Annotated in this window: 17 protein-coding genes; 10 read left to right on the top strand and 7 right to left on the bottom strand. The window is 63.9% G+C overall.

Features of this window, described 5'->3' with window-relative positions:
• Positions 1 to 10: 10 nt before the first annotated feature.
• Both X268_RS00290 and X268_RS00285 read right to left on the bottom strand, forming a co-directional pair.
• Positions 11 to 1525 (bottom strand): amidase, encoded by a 1515-nt coding sequence (locus X268_RS00290; protein ID WP_128923078.1) that lies wholly within the window; start codon positions 1523 to 1525, stop codon positions 11 to 13.
• Positions 1526 to 1714: 189 nt separating this feature from the next.
• Entirely contained in the window at positions 1715 to 2899 is a 1185-nt protein-coding gene (locus tag X268_RS00285) for a substrate-binding domain-containing protein (RefSeq protein WP_164937446.1), read from the bottom strand.
• A gap of 179 nt (positions 2900 to 3078) precedes the next feature.
• Here X268_RS00285 and X268_RS00280 point away from each other — a divergent pair, with 179 nt between their 5' ends.
• Together X268_RS00280 and X268_RS00275 are read left to right on the top strand one after the other, a co-directional pair.
• Complete coding sequence (locus X268_RS00280) at positions 3079 to 3513, top strand: MarR family winged helix-turn-helix transcriptional regulator (protein WP_128923076.1); 435 nt, start codon at positions 3079 to 3081, stop codon at positions 3511 to 3513.
• Between the two features lie 664 nt (positions 3514 to 4177).
• Entirely contained in the window at positions 4178 to 5116 is a 939-nt protein-coding gene (locus X268_RS00275) for a LysM peptidoglycan-binding domain-containing protein (protein ID WP_208764410.1), read from the top strand.
• Between the two features lie 233 nt (positions 5117 to 5349).
• On the opposite strand, the gene secA is transcribed toward X268_RS00275, so the two are convergent.
• A complete protein-coding gene (gene secA / locus X268_RS00270; protein WP_128923075.1) occupies positions 5350 to 8190 on the bottom strand; it encodes a preprotein translocase subunit SecA in 2841 nt (946 codons plus the stop codon).
• Between the two features lie 353 nt (positions 8191 to 8543).
• Here secA and X268_RS00265 point away from each other — a divergent pair, with 353 nt between their 5' ends.
• The 3 genes from X268_RS00265 (at position 8544) to X268_RS00255 (ending at position 11210) form a co-directional block, all read left to right on the top strand.
• Positions 8544 to 9452 carry a peptidylprolyl isomerase gene (locus X268_RS00265; protein ID WP_128923074.1) on the top strand — a complete coding sequence of 303 codons (909 nt, stop codon included), beginning with the start codon at positions 8544 to 8546 and terminating at the stop codon, positions 9450 to 9452.
• Positions 9453 to 9553: 101 nt separating this feature from the next.
• Positions 9554 to 10795, top strand: coding sequence for a bifunctional glutamate N-acetyltransferase/amino-acid acetyltransferase ArgJ (gene argJ, locus X268_RS00260; protein ID WP_128923073.1), 1242 nt, complete (start codon positions 9554 to 9556; stop codon positions 10793 to 10795).
• 4 nt (positions 10796 to 10799) lie between these two features.
• The gene (locus tag X268_RS00255; RefSeq protein WP_128923072.1) at positions 10800 to 11210 is read left to right on the top strand and encodes a (deoxy)nucleoside triphosphate pyrophosphohydrolase; all 411 of its coding nucleotides are present in this window, start codon (positions 10800 to 10802) and stop codon (positions 11208 to 11210) included.
• Between the two features lie 118 nt (positions 11211 to 11328).
• Here X268_RS00255 and X268_RS00250 read toward each other — a convergent pair whose 3' ends face one another.
• Positions 11329 to 12177, bottom strand: coding sequence for a methyltransferase domain-containing protein (locus X268_RS00250; protein WP_128929098.1), 849 nt, complete (start codon positions 12175 to 12177; stop codon positions 11329 to 11331).
• 101 nt (positions 12178 to 12278) lie between these two features.
• On the opposite strand from X268_RS00250, the gene X268_RS00245 reads away from it, so the two are divergent.
• The 4 genes from X268_RS00245 to X268_RS00230 are packed head-to-tail and all read left to right on the top strand — an operon-like array spanning position 12279 to position 14753.
• A complete protein-coding gene (locus X268_RS00245) occupies positions 12279 to 13076 on the top strand; it encodes a ComF family protein (RefSeq protein WP_128923071.1) in 798 nt (265 codons plus the stop codon).
• Positions 13077 to 13123: 47 nt separating this feature from the next.
• Positions 13124 to 13399, top strand: a complete 276-nt coding sequence (gene grxC / locus X268_RS00240; RefSeq protein ID WP_128929097.1) for a glutaredoxin 3 — start codon at positions 13124 to 13126, stop codon at positions 13397 to 13399.
• Positions 13396 to 14274: a carbon-nitrogen hydrolase family protein gene (locus X268_RS00235; protein WP_128923070.1), complete on the top strand. Its 879-nt coding sequence runs from the start codon at positions 13396 to 13398 to the stop codon at positions 14272 to 14274. The genes grxC and X268_RS00235 overlap by 4 nt, the downstream gene beginning before the upstream one ends.
• Positions 14271 to 14753, top strand: a complete 483-nt coding sequence (locus X268_RS00230; RefSeq protein WP_128923069.1) for a DUF1178 family protein — start codon at positions 14271 to 14273, stop codon at positions 14751 to 14753. Before X268_RS00235 ends, X268_RS00230 begins: the two co-directional genes overlap by 4 nt.
• A gap of 113 nt (positions 14754 to 14866) precedes the next feature.
• On the opposite strand, the gene X268_RS00225 is transcribed toward X268_RS00230, so the two are convergent.
• From X268_RS00225 to X268_RS00215, 3 genes are all read right to left on the bottom strand, one after another.
• Positions 14867 to 15766 carry an EamA family transporter gene (locus X268_RS00225; protein WP_128923068.1) on the bottom strand — a complete coding sequence of 300 codons (900 nt, stop codon included), beginning with the start codon at positions 15764 to 15766 and terminating at the stop codon, positions 14867 to 14869.
• A 148-nt stretch (positions 15767 to 15914) separates the two neighbouring features.
• Positions 15915 to 16688 (bottom strand): bifunctional 2-polyprenyl-6-hydroxyphenol methylase/3-demethylubiquinol 3-O-methyltransferase UbiG, encoded by a 774-nt coding sequence (gene ubiG / locus X268_RS00220; RefSeq protein ID WP_164937445.1) that lies wholly within the window; start codon positions 16686 to 16688, stop codon positions 15915 to 15917.
• A 14-nt stretch (positions 16689 to 16702) separates the two neighbouring features.
• A complete protein-coding gene (locus X268_RS00215) occupies positions 16703 to 17170 on the bottom strand; it encodes a PH domain-containing protein (RefSeq protein WP_128923067.1) in 468 nt (155 codons plus the stop codon).
• Between the two features lie 149 nt (positions 17171 to 17319).
• Between X268_RS00215 and X268_RS00210 the strand changes: the two genes are divergently transcribed.
• Positions 17320 to 18576, top strand: a complete 1257-nt coding sequence (locus X268_RS00210; RefSeq protein ID WP_128923066.1) for an aspartate kinase — start codon at positions 17320 to 17322, stop codon at positions 18574 to 18576.
• Positions 18577 to 18579: the final 3 nt, after the last annotated feature.

The following is an 18579-nucleotide window of genomic DNA, read 5'->3' as shown; positions in this document are numbered from 1 at the left end:
AACTTCTCTCTCACATCTTCTTCCAGTCGCCGATCTGCTCGAAGGCATGGGCGGCACGGTAGATGGTGGATTCCTCGAACATGCGACCGACCAGCATCAGGCCGACCGGCAAGCCGTCGACCATGCCACAAGGCAACGACATCGCGGGATGATGGGTGATGTCGAACGGCGCGGTGTTGGAGATCATCTCGAGCGCGCGGGCGACATAGTCCTCGCGGCTGGCGTTGGGCTCCGGCAGCTTGGTCGCCTTCATCGGCGTGGTCGGCATCAGCAGCAGATCATAGTCGGCGAACGCCTTGTCGTAGGCCGCGGTCAGCCGGCGGGAGATGTTGAGCGCCTTGCCGTAGAAGCGTGGGCCGAAATTGTTGTTGATGTAGGTGCCGAGCATCATGAACAGCTTCGTCGTCTCGGACAGCGAGTCCGCCTGCCGGCGCCAGCCGCGATGGAAATCCATCAGCGAGGTCGAATAAAGATCGCCGCGGCTGAGGCCGTAGCCGTCGCCGAACATCATGGTCTGGGTCAGGCCTTCAGTGCCGATCGGGGTCCAGATCGCGCCGCCGAGCAGATGCATCGGGATCGAGACGGTCTCCACAGTAGCGCCGAGATCTTTGAAGCGCTTTGCGGCCTCGCGCACGCTTTCATTCACCGCGGCCTCGGCGACCGGCTGCTCGAAGCCTTCCTTGAGGATGCCGATCTTCATGCCCTTGACGCCCTGGCCGAGGGCCTTGGTGTATTCCTCGACCTTCGGCGCCTTGATGCGCGAATCGTAGCCGTCGTCGCCGGCGAGCACTTCGAGCAGCAGCGCGTTGTCGGCGACCGTCGCCGTCATCGGACCGGTATGGTCGACATAGATCTCGATCGGCATGATTCCGGTGTAGGGCACGAGGCCCCAGGTCGGTTTCATGCCGTAGATGCCGCAGAACGAGGACGGCATGCGGATCGAGCCGCCCTGGTCGCCGCCGATCGCCATGTCGACCTCACCGAGCGCAACCACCACGCCCGAGCCCGACGACGACCCGCCGGCCGAGTAACCCATCTTGTGCGGATTGTGCACCGGCCCGTAGGAGCCGGTGTGGCTGCCGCCGGACAGGCAGAAGTGCTCGCAATGGGTCTTGCCGGCGATCTCGGCGCCGGCATCCAGCATGCGCGTGACGATGGTGGCATCGAAATCGGGCACATAGCCTTCCAGCGTCGACGAGCCGTTGGTCATGGGCACGCCGGCCAGCATGATGTTGTCCTTCAGCGCGACGGTCTTGCCCTTGAGCTTGCCGCTGGCAGCGCCTTTCACGGTCGATTTGCGATACCAGGCATTGCGCGGGTTCTCTTCGGCCGAGGGCCGGTGGCCAGGCGTGCGCGGGTATTTCACCTCGGGCAGCTCGTCCGGCATCGCGGCGACGAGATTGTAGGCCTCGATCGAGCCCTGCATCAGGCCGCGGAACGAGGCGACGTCCTCGTCGGTGAGCGAAAGGCCGCATTGCTCGGCAACACTGCGAAGCTGGGCTGGCGTGGGAAGGACAACTGTCACGGCGCTCTCCTGAAGTTTCTTGAAACGATCCCTTGAACGATCCTTGGAACGGTCCTTGGAACGAACCTTGGGCGTGGCCGCCCAGGTGCGACGCACGTACCACCGGCCTCGCCAAAACATTCAAAACGGAAATATTTTCCTTTTCAAGTATTATTTTGGAATGGCGCCAGCGCTGATCGCCGCGTCGTGTCAGATCGGCTTGATCAGCTTGAAGTCGAGACCGTCGGCCTCGGCAAGATGCATCGGCATTCGCGCGTGTCCGTTGCGAACGGCGACCGGACCGCGCGCGCCGCTGTAGACGATGTTGCGGCCGGCCGCGAGCATCGGCACCCTCGCCAACGAGCCGGCCTTGTTCGCGACCGCTTCGAGAAAACGCAGCCCTTCGTAGCTGGACTGTCCGACCGAGCCGATCGGCGGTGCATTCGGTCCGAACATCGCGTGATAGCGGCTCTGGAAGTCGTCATTGGCGCGCGCGCCGGTGCCGGTGAAATAGCCCGAGGCGCAGAACATGTTCTCGCTGTTGTCGGCGCCGATGCCGAGCAGCACGGTCTCGTCCATCGCCCCCGCCAGGCGCAGCGTCGTGGCGCCGAGACCGCATTCGCCGAAGGCACGATTGAAGGTAATGCTGTCGGTTCCGATCAGCGAGATCAGCACGACGTCGGGCTTGGCGGCGCGGATGCGCGCCAGATGCGGCTCGTGATCGTCCTCGCCGAGCGGAACGAACTCTTCGCCGACGACGTGGCCTCCGGTTTCCCTGATGTAATTCTTCACCGCCCGGTGCGATTGCCAGGGCCAGACATAGTCGCTGCCGATCAAGTACCAGCGCGTCGCCTTCTTGACGTCGGGGAGCCAGTGGATCGAGGGCCGGCTCTGCCAGCGCGGCGTCTCGCCGATCGCCATCACGCCGGGCGTGCGCTCGCCGCCCTCGTAGACCGGCGTGTAAATATAGGGGACTCGATGACGCGTGGTGACGTCGCGCAAGGCCACGCGGACCGCGCTGGTGTGCAGGCCCACGATCAGATCGACCTCGTCGAACGCGATTGCCTGCTGGGCGCGGCTCAGGACCTCATCGAGCGGCCCGCCGGCATCGTAGATCGAAAGCTCGATCTCGCGGCCGAGGATGCCGCCGCGCTTGTTGATCTCGGCGACGGCGAGCCTTGCGCTGTTGGTGGCGCAGGGGCCCCAGACGCCGGGCGAGCCGGTGCAGCAGATGAAGCCGCCGACGCGGAGCTTATTGGTGCCGCGCCGCTTGAACAAGGCATGATCGTACGGCGACAACGCGCCGTCAGCTGCCGGTGACGACAGATTCCTGAACAGCAAGGACGGCGGCAACGCCGGACCGCCGTGAGCCGGGAAGTTTACCGTCGCGCGCACGCCAACTCCTGTCTGGGACCAGACCTGAAAGCACATTCTTCGGGCGGCCGCGGCTTTCGCCCTTTTGTTGGGCAATGATCCTATTTTGAAAATATTGAATATTCAACAATTGAAGTGCATATAGATGCAGCATTGATTGCAAGACATTCACTCATTTGGGTCAAGACGAAGTCTTAGCCGTGGCAAAATCGAACGCTCCCATCACCGAACACCTCGCTTATCTGCTCGCGCAAGCCAACCGGGAGATCAACCGGCAGCTCGAACTGCGGTTGAGCAAGGAAGGTGTTCCCGTCGAGCAGTGGCGCATCTTGAAGGTGCTGTCGGACGGCGACGGCCATTCGATGGGCGAGCTCGCCGACGCCGTGCTGCTCAACCATCCGACGCTGACCAAGATGATCGACCGGATGGTCTCCGACACACTGGTCTATCGCGTGCAGGATCCGAACGACCGCCGCAAGGTGCTGATGTTCATCTCCGAGCGCGGCAAGGTGCTGAGCAAGAAGCTCAACTCGCTCGCGGTCGACCAGGAGGAGCACATCCTGGAGAGCTACGGCGACAAGTCGACGAGCGAGCTCAAGCGGCTGCTGGAGAGCTTGATCGACAGCTCGAATTGAGAGGGACGCACTCTCTCAACCCGTCGTCCCGGACAAGCGAAGCGCCGATCTACCGTCTTGCGTGTCAAGGTGTCGATCTCGTGCGCAAGTGCGCACCGGAACTTTGTTAAATTCCCCCGACTGTTCCTACACCGGGAACGTCTGCTCGCATCGTGATCACATTCGATGTGACCTCAAACCAGGACATCGGGGGTTCTCTTGATGCCTTCACTCGCATTTATGACTTGGCTCGGCCTGATAATTCGACGCCCTGTTACGTCTGGCGTGAGACGGAATACAGAATGTTCGGCGAGAACAGAAACCTAAGCAACAAGCTCAAAGCGAAGGCCCTTGGCCCAAGCACGATGAGGGCAACGCTACACTGCGACCCTCGGAGAATGCAGAGGTCGACCAATTAGCTCTACAGACCAAGCGTTGAAGAACTGAACGTCAACGGGAGATCGCTCAACCGCTCCTACCAGCAATGGTGATTCAAATTGGTGTATGTGACGGGGCGGCCGGCACGGGCTCAAGACCCTTTCTCGGTCAATAAAGGAAATTCCAAAATAGCGCACTACCGGCGCCTCGTTCCCGGCCGCTCCGCCTGGTCGAAGAAATGTGCGTGCGTGCAGTACCGCAAGCCATTGCGGAAGATCGGAGAACCTCATCAAATTGAACGTTTCGCGTGAATTGGCGACGTATCAACTGGCAGGTCTTGACAGCGTTTTCCGATGCCATCTCCTTCTTCGAGGGAATGCAGATGTCAGCAAATTACACGGTGAAGCCTGGTGACAATTTGACAAAGATTGCTTTGAGCCATGGATTCAAGAGCTACCGGGACATCTACGACCATCCGCTGAACGCTGCTTTCAAGGCGAAAAGACCGAATCCAAACCTTATCTTTGCTGGCGACGTCATTGTCATACCTGACCGGGGTGGGCCCGGACCGTTACCCCCTCCCTCACCCGTCCCCCCCACACCGCCGACGCCGCCGACGCCGCCGGCCGCAAAGAATCCCAGGGAGGAGGCGCTCGATCAGAGGCCTCTTGCTATATTCTGGGTAGATCGAGCGATTTTCTCGCTCGAGGCATTGAAGATGTTCATTCCTCTTGGTGTTCCAGATGCTCTCAATGTGCACGCACCAACACGAGAGGCGCTTAGAGTCCATTTCCACATGAACAAAGCGGACGATAATCCGGTCGAACTCAATTTCATCTTGGGTCGCTTCAAGGATATTCGGATACTTCTCAACTCCGAGGCTGAAGCCCAATTTCATACAGCCACGCCCGAGCAGGAGGCCACCCTCAAACGGCAATTCAAGGGAGGCCTACCTATGGCGTTCACCGACAACCGATTTCTTGGGAAAGGAGGCATAACATTTACCCAATCCTATTTGGGCAAATCGGATAATTGTAAAAAGCTCATACTGATCCATGAAGGACTACACTTCGTGGATCCCAAACCGCTTGGTCCGAACATCGTCGATATTGGAGAAGGTGATCCCAGATACGACGATCCGAATGTCCTGCCTTTGGAGAAGGCGATCCACAATCCGTCCAGCTACGCAGCGAGCGCCTGGCAGCTCGCCAACGGATCGGATGGAGCACGACACTTCTGCAGTTAGAAGGGAGAGAGTAGTTACCCGGCTTATTCATCGGCGTGAAAGTTGAAGGCGGGCGTAGCAGGTGCCGTTGCGCCGAAAAATCGTGAGCCGCCGTCCTCAAGATAGCGAGCGCAGTCCATTCGTGGTGCCGCTGAAATTCGGCAAGCACCACCAGGATCATAATGCTTTCAACGGTTAGACAAAAACGACCGAGTTTTGAACAGTCATATTATCTAACCAATTGAAATCACGGACTAAGCATACCGCCCGTGGCAGTGCTTGTACTTCTTGCCCGAGCCGCAGGGGCAGTCCTCGTTGCGGCCGACCTTGCCCCAGCTCGCCGGGTTCTTGGGATCGCGCAGAGCTGCGTCGGTGGCCTGCGCGCCGAGGGTGACGCTCGCAAGCGCCATCTCGTCCTCGCCGGTGTTAGGATCGAACTTGTGCGCTTCCATCGCCGGCAGCACCGGGGCTTCCTGCTCCGGCGGGACGATCTCGACACGCATCAGCTGCGCCGTGACGGCCTCGCGCAGATGGGCGCTCATCTCCTGGAAGAGATTGAAGGCCTCGGTCTTGTACTCCTGCAACGGATCGCGCTGGCCGTAGCCGCGCAGGCCGATGACCTGACGCAGATGGTCCAGCATGATCAGATGCTCGCGCCAGAGATGGTCGAGCGTCTGCAGCAGGATGGTCTTCTCGACGTAGCGCATCACGTCGGGACCCCATTGCGCGACCTTGGCCGCCATGTGCTCGTCGGCCTTGGTCTCGATGCGCGTGAGCAGTTCCTCGTCAGCGATGCCCTCTTCCTTGGCCCAGTCGTCGACCGGCAGGTCGAGGTCGAGCACGCGCTTCAGTTCGTCCTTCAGGCCGGCGACGTCCCACTGCTCGGCATAGGCATGCTCGGGCACGTGCTTGGCGACGAGGTCGTCGATGAAGGCGTGGCGCATGTCGGTGACGGTCTCGGCGACGCTTTCGTCCTTCATCAGGTCGACACGCTGGTCGAAGATCACCTTGCGCTGGTCGTTCTGGACGTTGTCGAACTTGAGCAGGTTCTTGCGGATGTCGAAGTTGCGCGCCTCGACCTTCTGCTGCGCCTTCTCGAGCGCCTTGTTGATCCAGGGATGGATGATGGCCTCGCCCTCTTGCAGGCCGAGACGCTGCAGCATGCTGTCGAGGCGGTCCGAGCCGAAGATGCGCATCAGATCGTCTTCCAGCGATAGGAAGAATTTCGAGCGGCCGGGGTCGCCCTGACGGCCGGAACGGCCGCGCAGCTGGTTGTCGATGCGGCGGGATTCGTGGCGCTCGGAGCCGATGATGTAGAGGCCGCCGGGCTTCTTCACGGTCTTGGCGGGCTTACTGCCCTTCGCCGGCTCGACCTCGACGGTCTCCTCGGCCTTCAGCACGATGTCGCGGAAGCGCTCGATATCGGCCTTGATCTGCTCGATCTTCCTGGCCTTCTCGGCTTCGTCGGTGATCCCGACCGTTTCCTGCTGGATGCGCATCTCCAGCGAGCCGCCGAGCTTGATGTCGGTGCCACGGCCGGCCATGTTGGTCGCGATCGTGATCGCGCCGGGCACGCCCGCCTCCGCGACGATATAGGCTTCCTGCTCGTGGAAGCGCGCGTTCAGCACCGCGAACAGCTTTGCCGGCTTGCCGGCGCGGGCCGCGGCATAGAGCTTGTCGAGCGCACCCTCCTTGCCGAAGTCGATCTGCTTGTAGCCGTTCGTCTTGAGGAATTCGGCGAGCACTTCCGACTTCTCGATCGAGGCGGTACCGACCAGCACCGGCTGCAGCCGCGCATTGGCGCGCTCGATCTCGGCGAGGATGGCCTGATATTTTTCCTTCTGGGTGCGATAGACCTCGTCGTCCTCGTCGAGGCGCGCGATCGACAGATTGGTCGGGATCTCGACGACCTCGAGCTTGTAGATGTCGAACAATTCGTCCGCTTCGGTCGCGGCGGTGCCGGTCATGCCCGCGAGCTTCTCGTACATGCGGAAGTAGTTCTGGAAGGTGATCGAGGCCAGCGTCTGGTTCTCGGGCTGGACCTGGACGTGCTCCTTGGCCTCCAGCGCTTGGTGCAGGCCTTCCGAATACCGGCGGCCCGGCATCATGCGCCCGGTGAACTCGTCGATGATGACGACTTCGTTGTCGCGGACGATGTAGTCCTTGTCGCGGGTGAACAGCGTGTGGGCGCGCAGCGCCTGGTTGATGTGGTGCACGACGGAGACGTTCTCGACGTCGTAGAGCGACTCGCCCTTGAGCTGGCCTGCATCGCGCAGCAGCGTCTCGATCTTCTCCATGCCGCCTTCGGTGAGCGTCACCGTGCGCTGCTTCTCGTCGACCTCGTAGTCGGACTTGTCGAGCTTGGGCAGGAAGCCGTCGATGGTGTTGTAGAAGTCGGAGCGGTCGTCGAGCGGACCCGAGATGATCAGCGGCGTGCGCGCCTCGTCGATCAGGATCGAGTCGACCTCGTCGACGATGGCGAAGAAGTGCGGCCGCTGGACCATGTCCTGGAGCCGGTACTTCATGTTGTCGCGCAGGTAGTCGAAGCCGTATTCGTTGTTGGTGCCGTAGGTGATGTCGCAGGCATAGGCCGCCTTGCGCTCGGCATCGTCGAGACCGTGCACGATCACGCCGGTGGTCATGCCGAGGAAGCCGTAGATCTGGCCCATCCAGCCGGAGTCGCGGCGGGCGAGATAGTCGTTGACGGTGACGACGTGGACGCCCTTGCCGGCGAGCGCGTTGAGGTAGACCGCGAGGGTGGCGACCAGCGTCTTGCCTTCGCCGGTCTTCATCTCGGCGATGTCGCCCTCGTGCAGCACCATGCCGCCGATCAGCTGGACGTCGAAATGGCGCTGGCCGAGCGTACGCTTGGCGGCCTCGCGTACGGTGGCGAAGGCGGGCACCAGGAGATCGTCGAGGGTCTTGCCCTCGGCGAGTTGCTTCTTGAATTCCGCGGTGCGGGCCTTGAGCGCCTCGTCGGAGAGCTTCGAAACCTCGGGCTCAAGCGCGTTGATCGCGTTGACGCGGGACTGATATCCCTTCCCCCGCCGGTCGTTGGCGGAGCCGAAAAACTTGCGGGCGAGCGCGCCGATCATGCCTGGTTCCTGTGTTCGCGATTCAACCGCGTTGGCCTAAGAAGTTGTCACCCGCCTGCCTATCAACTCACCGTGACGCCTCGCGGCGTCAGAGCCCGGACTGCGGGGGGTCATCCGCCATATGGGTGGGAATTGGGCAAGTCTGGGTTCAACGGCCAAAAACGCAGCAAAATAAACGCCATCGCCATGGTCGCGACCGGGCAGAGATATGGCCCGGTCAGGGCCTTGTCAACGGCGGGTGCATTGCGGCTAATTCATCATTTTGACAGACTTTTCGCGTTGCCAAGCCCCCCTGATTGGGCGAGTGTCCGCCCCGCTTCGAGCAGCCCCCTGCTTCAACATAAGGATTTTCCATGACCACCTCGTTCCCGGTAACCACCGGCCAGCGCTTCCGCCATGCCTCCGCCTTGGCTGGCAGCCTCGCGCTGGCGCTGTCCCTGGCGTTCGCGGGCCCGCTCCGGGCTGCCGACGATCCGGTGCTGGCGAAGGTCAATGGCGCGGAAATCAAGAAGAGCGACGTCGCCATGGCCGAGGAGGAGCTCGGGCCGAGCCTCGCCCAGATGGACCCGGCAACCAAGGACGAGAACGTCCTGTCGTTCCTGATCGATATGAAAATCGTCAGCAAGGCTGCCGAGGACAAGAAGGTCGCCGATAGCGAGGAGTTCAAGAAGCGTCTGGCGTTCGCCCGCAACCGCCTGCTGATGGACAGCCTGCTGGCGGGCGAGGGCAAGGCCGCCACCACCCCGGACGCCATGAAGAAGGTCTATGAGGAGGCCTCCAAGCAGATCACCGGCGAGCAGGAGGTGCGCGCCCGCCACATCCTGGTCGAGACCGAGGACGAGGCCAAGGCGGTGAAGGCCGAGCTCGACAAGGGCGCTGATTTCGGCGAGCTGGCCAAGAAGAAGTCCAAGGATCCCGGCTCGGCCGACGGCGGCGACCTCGGCTTCTTCACCAAGGAGCAGATGGTGCCGGAATTCTCGGCCGTGGCCTTCTCGCTGGAGCCCGGCAAGATCTCCGACCCCGTGAAGTCACAGTTCGGCTGGCACATCATCAAGGTCGAGGAAAAGCGCAGCCGCAAGGCGCCGGACTTCGAGCAGGTCAAGGCCCAGATCGAGCAGTACGTGACCCGCAAGGCCCAGGCCGACTATGTCGCCAAGCTGCGCACCGAAGCCAAGGTCGAGCGGCTGGACCAGCCGGCGGCGGATGCGTCGAAGGACGCCAAGCCGTCCGACAGCAAGATGGCGCCGCCGGCGAAGAAGTAAGAATTCGCTGTCACTTCGCGGACGCCAAGAGTATCTAACGTCGCGATGGCCGGGGCTCCCCCGGCCATCTGCATGTCCAGACCCTATCAAGGCGCCTCGCGATGTCCTCCTCCGTCTCTCCCCTCGCCCCCAAAACCGTCCCCGACATGCCTGTGATCGCGGGCATCCGCCTCGCGACGGCCGAAGCTGGCATCCGCTACAAGAACCGCACCGACGTGCTGCTGGCGGTGATGAACAAGGGCACTGCGGTCGCCGGCGTCTTCACCAAGTCGAAATGCCCCTCCGCACCGGTGGAATGGTGCCGGGCCAAGCTGAAGGGCGGCAAGGCGCGCGCACTGGTGGTCAATTCCGGCAACGCCAATGCGTTCACCGGCAAGACCGGCCGCGCCTCCACCGCGCTGACCGCCAAGATCGCGGCCAAGGCAGTCGGATGCAGCGAAAGCGAGATCTTCCTGGCGTCGACCGGCGTGATCGGCGAGCCGCTGGATGCGACCAAGTTCGACGGCGTGCTGGGCCGCCTGGCTGAAGCCGCCGTACCCGGCGACTACCTCGCCGCGGCCAAAGCGATCATGACCACCGACACCTTCCCGAAGGTCGCGACCGCGACCGTCAAGCTCGGCAAGGCCAAGGTCACTATCAACGGCATGGCCAAGGGCGCCGGCATGATCGCCCCCGACATGGCGACCATGCTGTCCTTCATCTTCACCGACGCGCCGATCGCGCCCGCCGCGCTGCAGGCGCTGCTCAAGAGCGGGGTCGAGGACACCTTCAACGCGGTCACGATCGACGGCGACACCTCGACCTCGGACACGCTGCTGGCCTTCGCCACCGGCGCCGCCGCCGAGCACGGCGCGCCGAAAATCAGCCGCGCCAGCGATCCGCGCCTGAAGGCGTTCGTGAAAGCCTTCAACCAAGTGCTCGCCAATCTTTCCGAGCAGGTTGCCCGCGACGGCGAAGGCGCGCGCAAGCTGGTCGAGATCACGGTCGAGGGCGCCAAGACCAAGGCCTCGGCGCGCAAGATCGCAATGTCGATCGCCAACTCGCCGCTGGTGAAGACCGCGATCGCCGGCGAGGACGCCAATTGGGGCCGCGTGGTGATGGCTGTCGGCAAGGCCGGCGAGCCGGCGGATCGCGACAAGCTCTCGATCTCCTTCAACGGCATCCGCGTCGCCAGGAACGGCGCACGCGATCCATCCTATGACGAGGCCCAGGTGTCGGAGGCGATGAAGGCGCCGGAGATCGCGATTCTGGTCTCGCTCGGCCTCGGCAAGGGCCGCGACCGCGTCATGACCTGCGACCTCACCAAGGAATATGTAGCGATCAACGGGGACTACAGGTCGTAGCTGAATGGCCGATCTCAAGCTGACATTGGTGGTAGCCTGCGCGCTTGTGGACGCCGACAAGCGCGTCCTGATCGCGCAGCGCCCCGAGGGCAAGGCGCTGGCCGGTCTCTGGGAATTTCCCGGCGGCAAGCTGGAACCGGGCGAGCGGCCGGAGCAGAGCCTGATCCGCGAGCTTCATGAGGAGCTCGGCATCCCCGTTGCCGAGCCGTGTCTCGCCCCGCTGACCTTCGCAAGCTACGGCTATGAGAGCTTCCACCTGCTGATGCCGCTCTACATCTGCCGGCGCTGGGAAGGACAGGTGACGTCACGTGAAGGCCAGGCCCTGGCCTGGGTCCGCGCCAACAAGCTGCGCGACTATCCGATGCCGCCGGCGGATATTCCGCTGATCCCGCATTTGATTGATCTGCTGATGTGACGATGCCCTTGCATCGTCATTCCGGGGCGCGCGAGAGCGCGAACTATGAAGCGCAATTGCGCTCCTGAGAATCTCGAGATTCCGGGTTCGATGCTACGCATCGCCCCGGAATGACCAACTAACTCTTCCCCGCCTTCTTCACTGCCTCTGCCAGGCTCGCCTTGGCCGATCCCGGCTTGAGCGGCTGCTGCTGGCTCGCATGCGGGGCCCAGCCGGAGAGCCAGATGATGTCGAACGTCGCACGGATGCGGCCGTCGGCATCGGCGAAGCGGTCGGCATAGATCTCGGCCATGCGCAGCAGCGTCGCGCGGCGCGACGGCGTACGCCGCCGCTCGATCAGCACGTTGGCCGCACCCATGCGGCGGAGATCCTGCATCAAGGCGAACGCATTGCCATAGCGCACCACGACGCGGTCGACATCGGTCACCGGTAGCGCAAAGCCCGCCCGCTGCAACAGCGCGCCGATGTCGCGCAGGTCCGCGAACGGCGCCACGCGCGGCGACACGCCGCCCTCGCATTCGGCCTCCGCCGCGGCAAAGGCCTGCCTCAGCTCGGTCAGGCTGTCGCCGCCGATCATCGCGGCCAGCAGCAGCCCATCCGGCTTCAGCGCGCGCCGAACCTGCGCGAGCACGCCCGGCAAGTCGTTGACGAATTGCAGCGCCAGCGCCGAGACGACGAGATCGAGACTTTCCGGAGAAACAGGCAGCTTCTCCACGCCAGCCGCGTCGAGCGCAATGTGCTCGATGGAAGACAGCCGGGCGCGCAGCCCCGCCAGCCCCTCACCGGGCGTCCAAAGATCGACTGGCGCATGAAACTCCCGCATCACCGCCGCCAACCGGTCGGACATGTCCTCGGCGACCCGGTCAAGCAGGAAACTCGCGGCACCTTGCGCCTGCGCGCGACGCTGCCGCGCGTGCAGCAAGGCACGATCGAACAGGGCCGGAGGGATCTGCGGGGGCTGAGCCATGCCGCTGGTTACGCCGATCGCCACCGTTCTGGCAACGCTCTCGTGTCCGGGGCACGCGAGCGTGGCTTGAGCCAACAGAAGCGGAACGCTAGCCTCTCCGCATGGACGCCGACGCCACCCCACCCCGTTCCATCGCCGCACCACTGCGTGCTGCGTGGGCGGCCGGCCGCCACGTGCTGTCGCGCGCGGCGCGGCTCGCGCTCGACATCGCGCTGCCGACACTGTGCGTGTCCTGCCGCGAGCCGGTCGACGGCGAGGGCGTTTGCGCTTCGTGCTGGGCGCGGCTGTCGTTCATCGAGCGACCCTACTGCCCGCGGCTCGGCATTCCCTTTGTCTACGACCCCGGCCCCGACATGCTGTCGATGGAGGCGATCGCGAGCCCGCCGGCTTACATGCGGGCCCGCGCGGCGGTGCGCTATGACGACGTCGCGCGCACGCTGGTGCATGCACTGAAATACCAGGACCGCACCGATCTGGCGCCCGCCATGGGGCGCTGGATGGCACGGGCGGGCGGCGAATTGCTGGCCGGCGCCGACATGCTGGTGCCCGTTCCCCTGCACTGGCGGCGGGCCTGGCGCCGCCGCTACAACCAGTCCGGGGCGCTGGCGCGCGTGATCGAGCGGCAGAACGGCGTCGGGGTCCGGGGCGACGTTCTGCGGCGGGTGCGCGCGACCGAGCAGCAGATCGGCCTGTCGCGGGCCCAGCGCGCGAGCAATGTGCAGGGCGCGTTCCAGGTATCTCCCGACCGCCAGGCTGACGTCCAGGGGCGCCGCATTGTCCTGATCGACGACGTCCTGACCTCAGGTGCCACATTGGATGCCTGCGCGCGTGCCCTGCTTCGCGCCAAGGCAGCCCAGGTCGACGTGCTGGTGTTCGCCCGGGTTGTGGAGGTCAGGTAAAGTCCCATATAATTCAACGAATTCATGACATGAGAGCGCCAGACAAGATGACTGCTGCTGTCGAGATCTACACCAGGCCGGGCTGCGGCTATTGTTCCGCCGCCAAGTCGCTGCTGAGCCGCAAGAAGGCTGCCTTCACGGAATTCGATGTCGCCAAGAATTCGTCCTGGCGGGCCGAGATGTACGACCGCGCCGGCGAGGGCTCGACCTTCCCGCAGATCTGGATCGGCGGAACCCATGTCGGTGGCTGCGACGACCTCTACGCGCTCGACCGCGAGGGCAAGCTCGACGGCATGCTCGAAAGTGTGAAGGCGGTGTCATGAGCGAGAACCGCACGTTCACGGCCGCCATGGTGCAGATGCGCACCGGCCTGATGCCGGAGCCAAGCCTCGAACAGGCCACGACGCTGATCCGGCAGGCTGCGGCCAATGGCGCCGATTACGTGCAGACGCCCGAAGTCAGCAACATGATGCAGCTGAACCGCAAGGCGCTGTTCGAGCATCTGCAGAGGGAGGAGGACGACGCCTCGCTGAAGGCCTACCGCGCGCTGGCGGCGGAGCTGAAGATCCATCTCCATGTCGGCTCGCTGGCGCTGCGCTTCTCGCCGGAGAAGGCGGTCAACCGCTCCTTCCTGATCGGGCCCGAGGGCAACGTGCTCGCGAGCTACGATAAGATCCACATGTTCGACATCGAGCTGCCGGACGGCGAGAGCTATCGCGAATCCGCCAATTACCAGCCGGGCGAGACCGCGGTGATCTCCGATCTGCCCTGGGGCCGTGTGGGCTTGACGATCTGCTACGACGTGCGCTTTCCCGCGCTTTACCGCGCGCTGGCCGAAAGCGGCGCCTATTTCATCACCGTGCCCTCGGCCTTCACCCGCAAGACTGGTGAAGCGCATTGGCACGTGCTGCTGCGCGCCCGCGCGATCGAGACCGGCTGCTTCATTTTTGCCGCGGCGCAGGCGGGCCTGCACGAGAACAAGCGCGAGACCTATGGTCACTCGCTGATCATCGACCCCTGGGGCGAGATCCTGGCCGAGGGCGACGTCGAGCCCGGCATCGTCATGGCCAAGATCGATCCGGCCAAGGTCGAGACCGCGCGCCGCGCCATCCCCTCGCTCCAGCACGGCCGCCGCTTCGGCGTCTCCGATCCCAAGGCGGGACCGGACCATCTGCACCTCGTGCGGGGATCGGCATGATCCGCTACGCGCTTCACTGCGACCGGGACCACGATTTCGAAAGCTGGTTCCAGAGCTCGTCGGCCTATGAGTCGCAGGTCAAGCGCAAGCTCGTGACCTGCCCGATCTGCGGCTCGGCCAAGGTCGAGAAGGCGATCATGGCCCCGCGCATCGTCGGCAAGAAGGGCCGCGGGCCCGCGGCGCCGCCGCCCGAGCCCACTGCAGCGACCACGCCCGAGGCTGCACCATCAGGACCGACTTCGCTGCTGATGGCGCAGGAGCGCGAGCTGCGCGCCAAGCTGAAAGAGCTGCGCGATCACATCGTCAAGAACGCCGACAATGTCGGCGAGCGCTTCGCCAACGAAGCCCGCGCCATGCATTACGGCGACAAGGAGCATCGCCCGATCTACGGCGAGGCCTCGCCGGAAGAGGCCAAGTCGCTGATCGACGAAGGCATCGAGGTGTCGCCGCTGCCGACGCTGCCGGAAGACCGGAACTGAGGCGCTCTCCTCTTCGTCACGGCCGGGCTTGACCCGGCCATCCACGTCTCCTTTCCGACGGCACAAAGAACGTGGATGCCCGGGACAAGCCCGCATGACGGCGGTTGTAAGAATCAAACTCCCACCAGCACCGCAACGCCGATCACGATCAGCGCGATGCCAAGAATCTCGCGCGGCGCAATCGGCTGCTTGAACGAGTAGTACGCGACGCCTTGCGCGAACAGCACCTCGATCAACGCGAGGGTGCGGACATTGGCCGCCGCCGTCAGCGCGAACGCCAGGAACCAGAACTGCGAGGCGAACGCGCCGGTGAACCCCGCCAGCATCGACGGCCGCCATAGTCCGAGGATGCCGCGCAGCACGTCCGGCGCGCGCCAGAGCAGGTAGATCGTCAGCACCAGCGTCTGCACGAACAGGCCGAGCACCAGCGTGAACGACGAGGCCGTCACGAACGACACGTTCGGCACCGTGATGATCGCGCCGCGAAAACCGACCGCGGAGAGCGCGAAGGCCGCCGCGGCGACGAGGCCGGTGATGGTCGGCTTCAGCTCGGCGAAGCTCTTCTCGCCGCCGGGCCGCAGCGCGGTGATGACGACACCGACGGTCGCGATCACGATCGCCAGCACCTTGAGCCAGGTCAGGTGATCGCCGAGGAAGACGAAGCCGAAGATCGCGGTCTGGATCGCCTCGGTCTTGAGGTAGGCCGTCGTCACCACGAAGGAGCGATCGTTCATCGCGAGCAGCATCAGGCCGGTCGCGACGATCTGGCTGAGTGCCCCGAGCAGCAGCCACGGCCAGAACGCGGCCGGCGGCAGGCCGATATGATCGCCGGTCGCGACCAGCACCAGGCCGAGGAACAGCAGCGAGAACGGGAAGCCGAACAGGAAGCGGATATTGGTCGCGCCCCAGGTCCCCAGCGGCTTCGTCAACGACCGCTGCATCGCATTGCGCGCGACCTGGCCGAGCGCAGCGATGATCGTGAAGGGAATCCAGAGGCTGGTGACGGTGAGCATGGGGGGGGGGGGGCAGCTACGAGAGGAATGGCGATCAGCGTGGCGGGAACAGACTGGCTGGTCAACCGCATGGGCGTCATGGGTGCGATGCTCTCGCAACAAATGCAGCTGTCGTCCCTGCGAAACAGCTTGCCTCCAACGCCCGCCCTCACACCATCGTTTCGGCCACCACCATGTAGTTCACGTCCATGTCCGACGAGAGGCTCCATTTGTCGGCGAAGGGCGAGTAAACCACGCCGGTCTGCTCAGTGATGACGAGACGGTTGTCGAGCAGATATTTCGTCAGCTCGTCGGGCGTGACGAACTTGTTCCACTCGTGCGTGCCGCGCGGCAGCCAGCGCAGGACGTATTCAGCGCCGACGATGGCGAGCGCGAAGCTCTTCCAGTTACGGTTCAGCGTCGAGACCACCATGAGGCCGTTCGGCTTCAGCATCGCGGCGCAACGCTTCAGGAAGACGCCGACGTCGACGACATGCTCGACCACTTCCATCGCCAGCACGATGTCGAAGCGCTCGCGCGGGTCGATCTCCTCGACGGTAGTGCAGCGGTAGTCGATCGCAAGATGGCCCTTGTCGGCATGCAGCTTCGCCGCGGCGATGTTGCTCTGCGAGGGATCGACGCCGATGACCTGCGCGCCGAGGCGCGACAGCGGCTCCCACAACAGGCCGGCACCGCAGCCGATGTCGAGTACGCGCAAGGACCCAAGGCAGTTGAGGCTGCGCACATTGCGCTCGAACTTGCGGCAGGCGGCGTCACGGATATAGCCGAGCCGCAGGGGATTGATCCGGTGCAGCGGCGCCATCTTGCCGTTGGGGTCCCACCACTCTGCCGAGAGCTTTGAGAATTTGGCGATCTCGGCGGCATCGACGGTCGAACCCTGCTGCGGGTTCGCGGAGAGGGAAGTATTTTGCTGCATGCTCATGGTCAGGCGCGGTCCTACCGCGTGGTGATCGAACTACGGAAGGCGAGCGGCGAGGCGATCGTCTTGATCGTCTCGATCCCTTCGCCGACGCCGCGAATCGTTACGTCGCCGTAGTTGAGAATACGTCCAAGAATGGTCTGGTCGACGTCGACACTCTCGACCTTGTCCAGCGCCATCTCGAAAGTGCGGCGCTTGATGAACCCGGTCTTGTGCACGACCCGGAGGTTGGTGACATCTGTCTCGGTGGTGAAGCGATGGAACCAGCCCTTGATGGTCCAGTACAAGGCCGCCAGCGCCGCTAGGCCCGCCGCTCCCAGGCACAGCAAAACGAGCCAATCGACGGTCGCCTGCCGCGACAGGATCAGCAGGGCCAGCGCCACGATCCAGGCCAGAATCGCCGGAAAATAGAAGATCCAGTGCGCATTGGTCGAATACAGCACCCGCTCGCCCGGCTGCAGGATTTCGTCGATATAGCGCGCCATAACCTCGATCGACCCATTGCCCGGATTGGCCGGAGCAGGAACCCGCTTGCCCCCGGCCCCGCCCCTCTGTATACGCGCGGTCGGGTGCCGGCGGCATTGCCTCGCGCGGGTCACCATACTGATCCTTATGAAGGAATGCACGCGTCGTCATGAGCCGCCTCGTGATGAAATTCGGCGGCACATCCGTCGCCAACATCGAACGTATCCGCAACGTCGCACGCCATGTGAAGCGTGAGGTCGACGCCGGCCACGAAGTGGCCGTCGTCGTCTCGGCGATGTCCGGCAAGACCAACGAGCTGGTGGCCTGGTGCACCGAGGCCTCGCCGATGCACGACGCGCGCGAATACGACGCCGTCGTCGCCTCGGGCGAGCAGGTGACGTCCGGCCTGCTTGCCATCGTGCTTCAGGGCATGGGCATTCAGGCCCGCTCCTGGCAGGGCTGGCAGATCCCGATCAAGACCAGCGACGCTCATGCCTCGGCCCGGATCGAGGACATCGACGGCAGCGAGATCATCAAGCGCTTCAAGGAGCGCAAGGAGGTCGCGGTCATCGCCGGCTTCCAGGGCATCGAGCCCAAGACCAATCGCATCACCACACTTGGCCGCGGCGGCTCGGACACCTCGGCCGTGGCGGTTGCCGCAGCCGTCAAGGCGGACCGCTGCGACATCTACACCGACGTCGACGGCGTCTACACCACCGACCCGCGAATCGTGCCGAAGGCCAAGCGGCTCGACAAGATCGCGTTCGAGGACATGCTGGAACTGGCCTCCCAGGGCGCCAAGGTGCTCCAGGTCCGCTCGGTGGAACTCGGCATGGTCCACAACATGCCGATCTTCGTCCGCTCGAGCTTCGACAAGCCCGAGGATATCGACCCGCATGCCAACCAGCCGCCCGGCACGCTGATCTGCAGCGAGGAGGAGATCATGGAAAGCCACGTCGTCACCGGTATCGCCTTCTCCAAGGACGAGGCCCAGATCTCGGTGCGCCAGATCGAGGACAAGCCGGGCGTTGCCGCGTCGATCTTCGGCCCGCTGGCCGATGCCAACATCAACGTCGACATGATCGTTCAGAACGTTTCTGAAGACGGCAAGACCACCGACCTCACCTTCACGGTGCCGGCCGCCGACTACACCCGCGCCAAGGATACGATTACCGCCGCCAAGGCCAAGATCGGCTATGCCCGGCTCGATACCGCGACCGACGTCGCCAAGATCTCGGTGATCGGCAGCGGCATGCGCAGCCATGCCGGCGTCGCCGCCCAGGCGTTCTCGGCCCTCGCGGGACGGAATATCAACATCCGGGCCATTACAACCTCCGAGATCAAATTCTCGGTTTTGATCGACACCGCCTATACCGAGCTTGCGGTGCGCACCCTGCACACGCTCTACGGTCTCGATCAGGGCTAGACT

This window comes from Bradyrhizobium guangxiense, assembly GCF_004114915.1.
GTDB lineage: Bacteria > Pseudomonadota > Alphaproteobacteria > Rhizobiales > Xanthobacteraceae > Bradyrhizobium > Bradyrhizobium guangxiense.
This window is presented reverse-complemented; position numbering and strand designations above follow the sequence as displayed.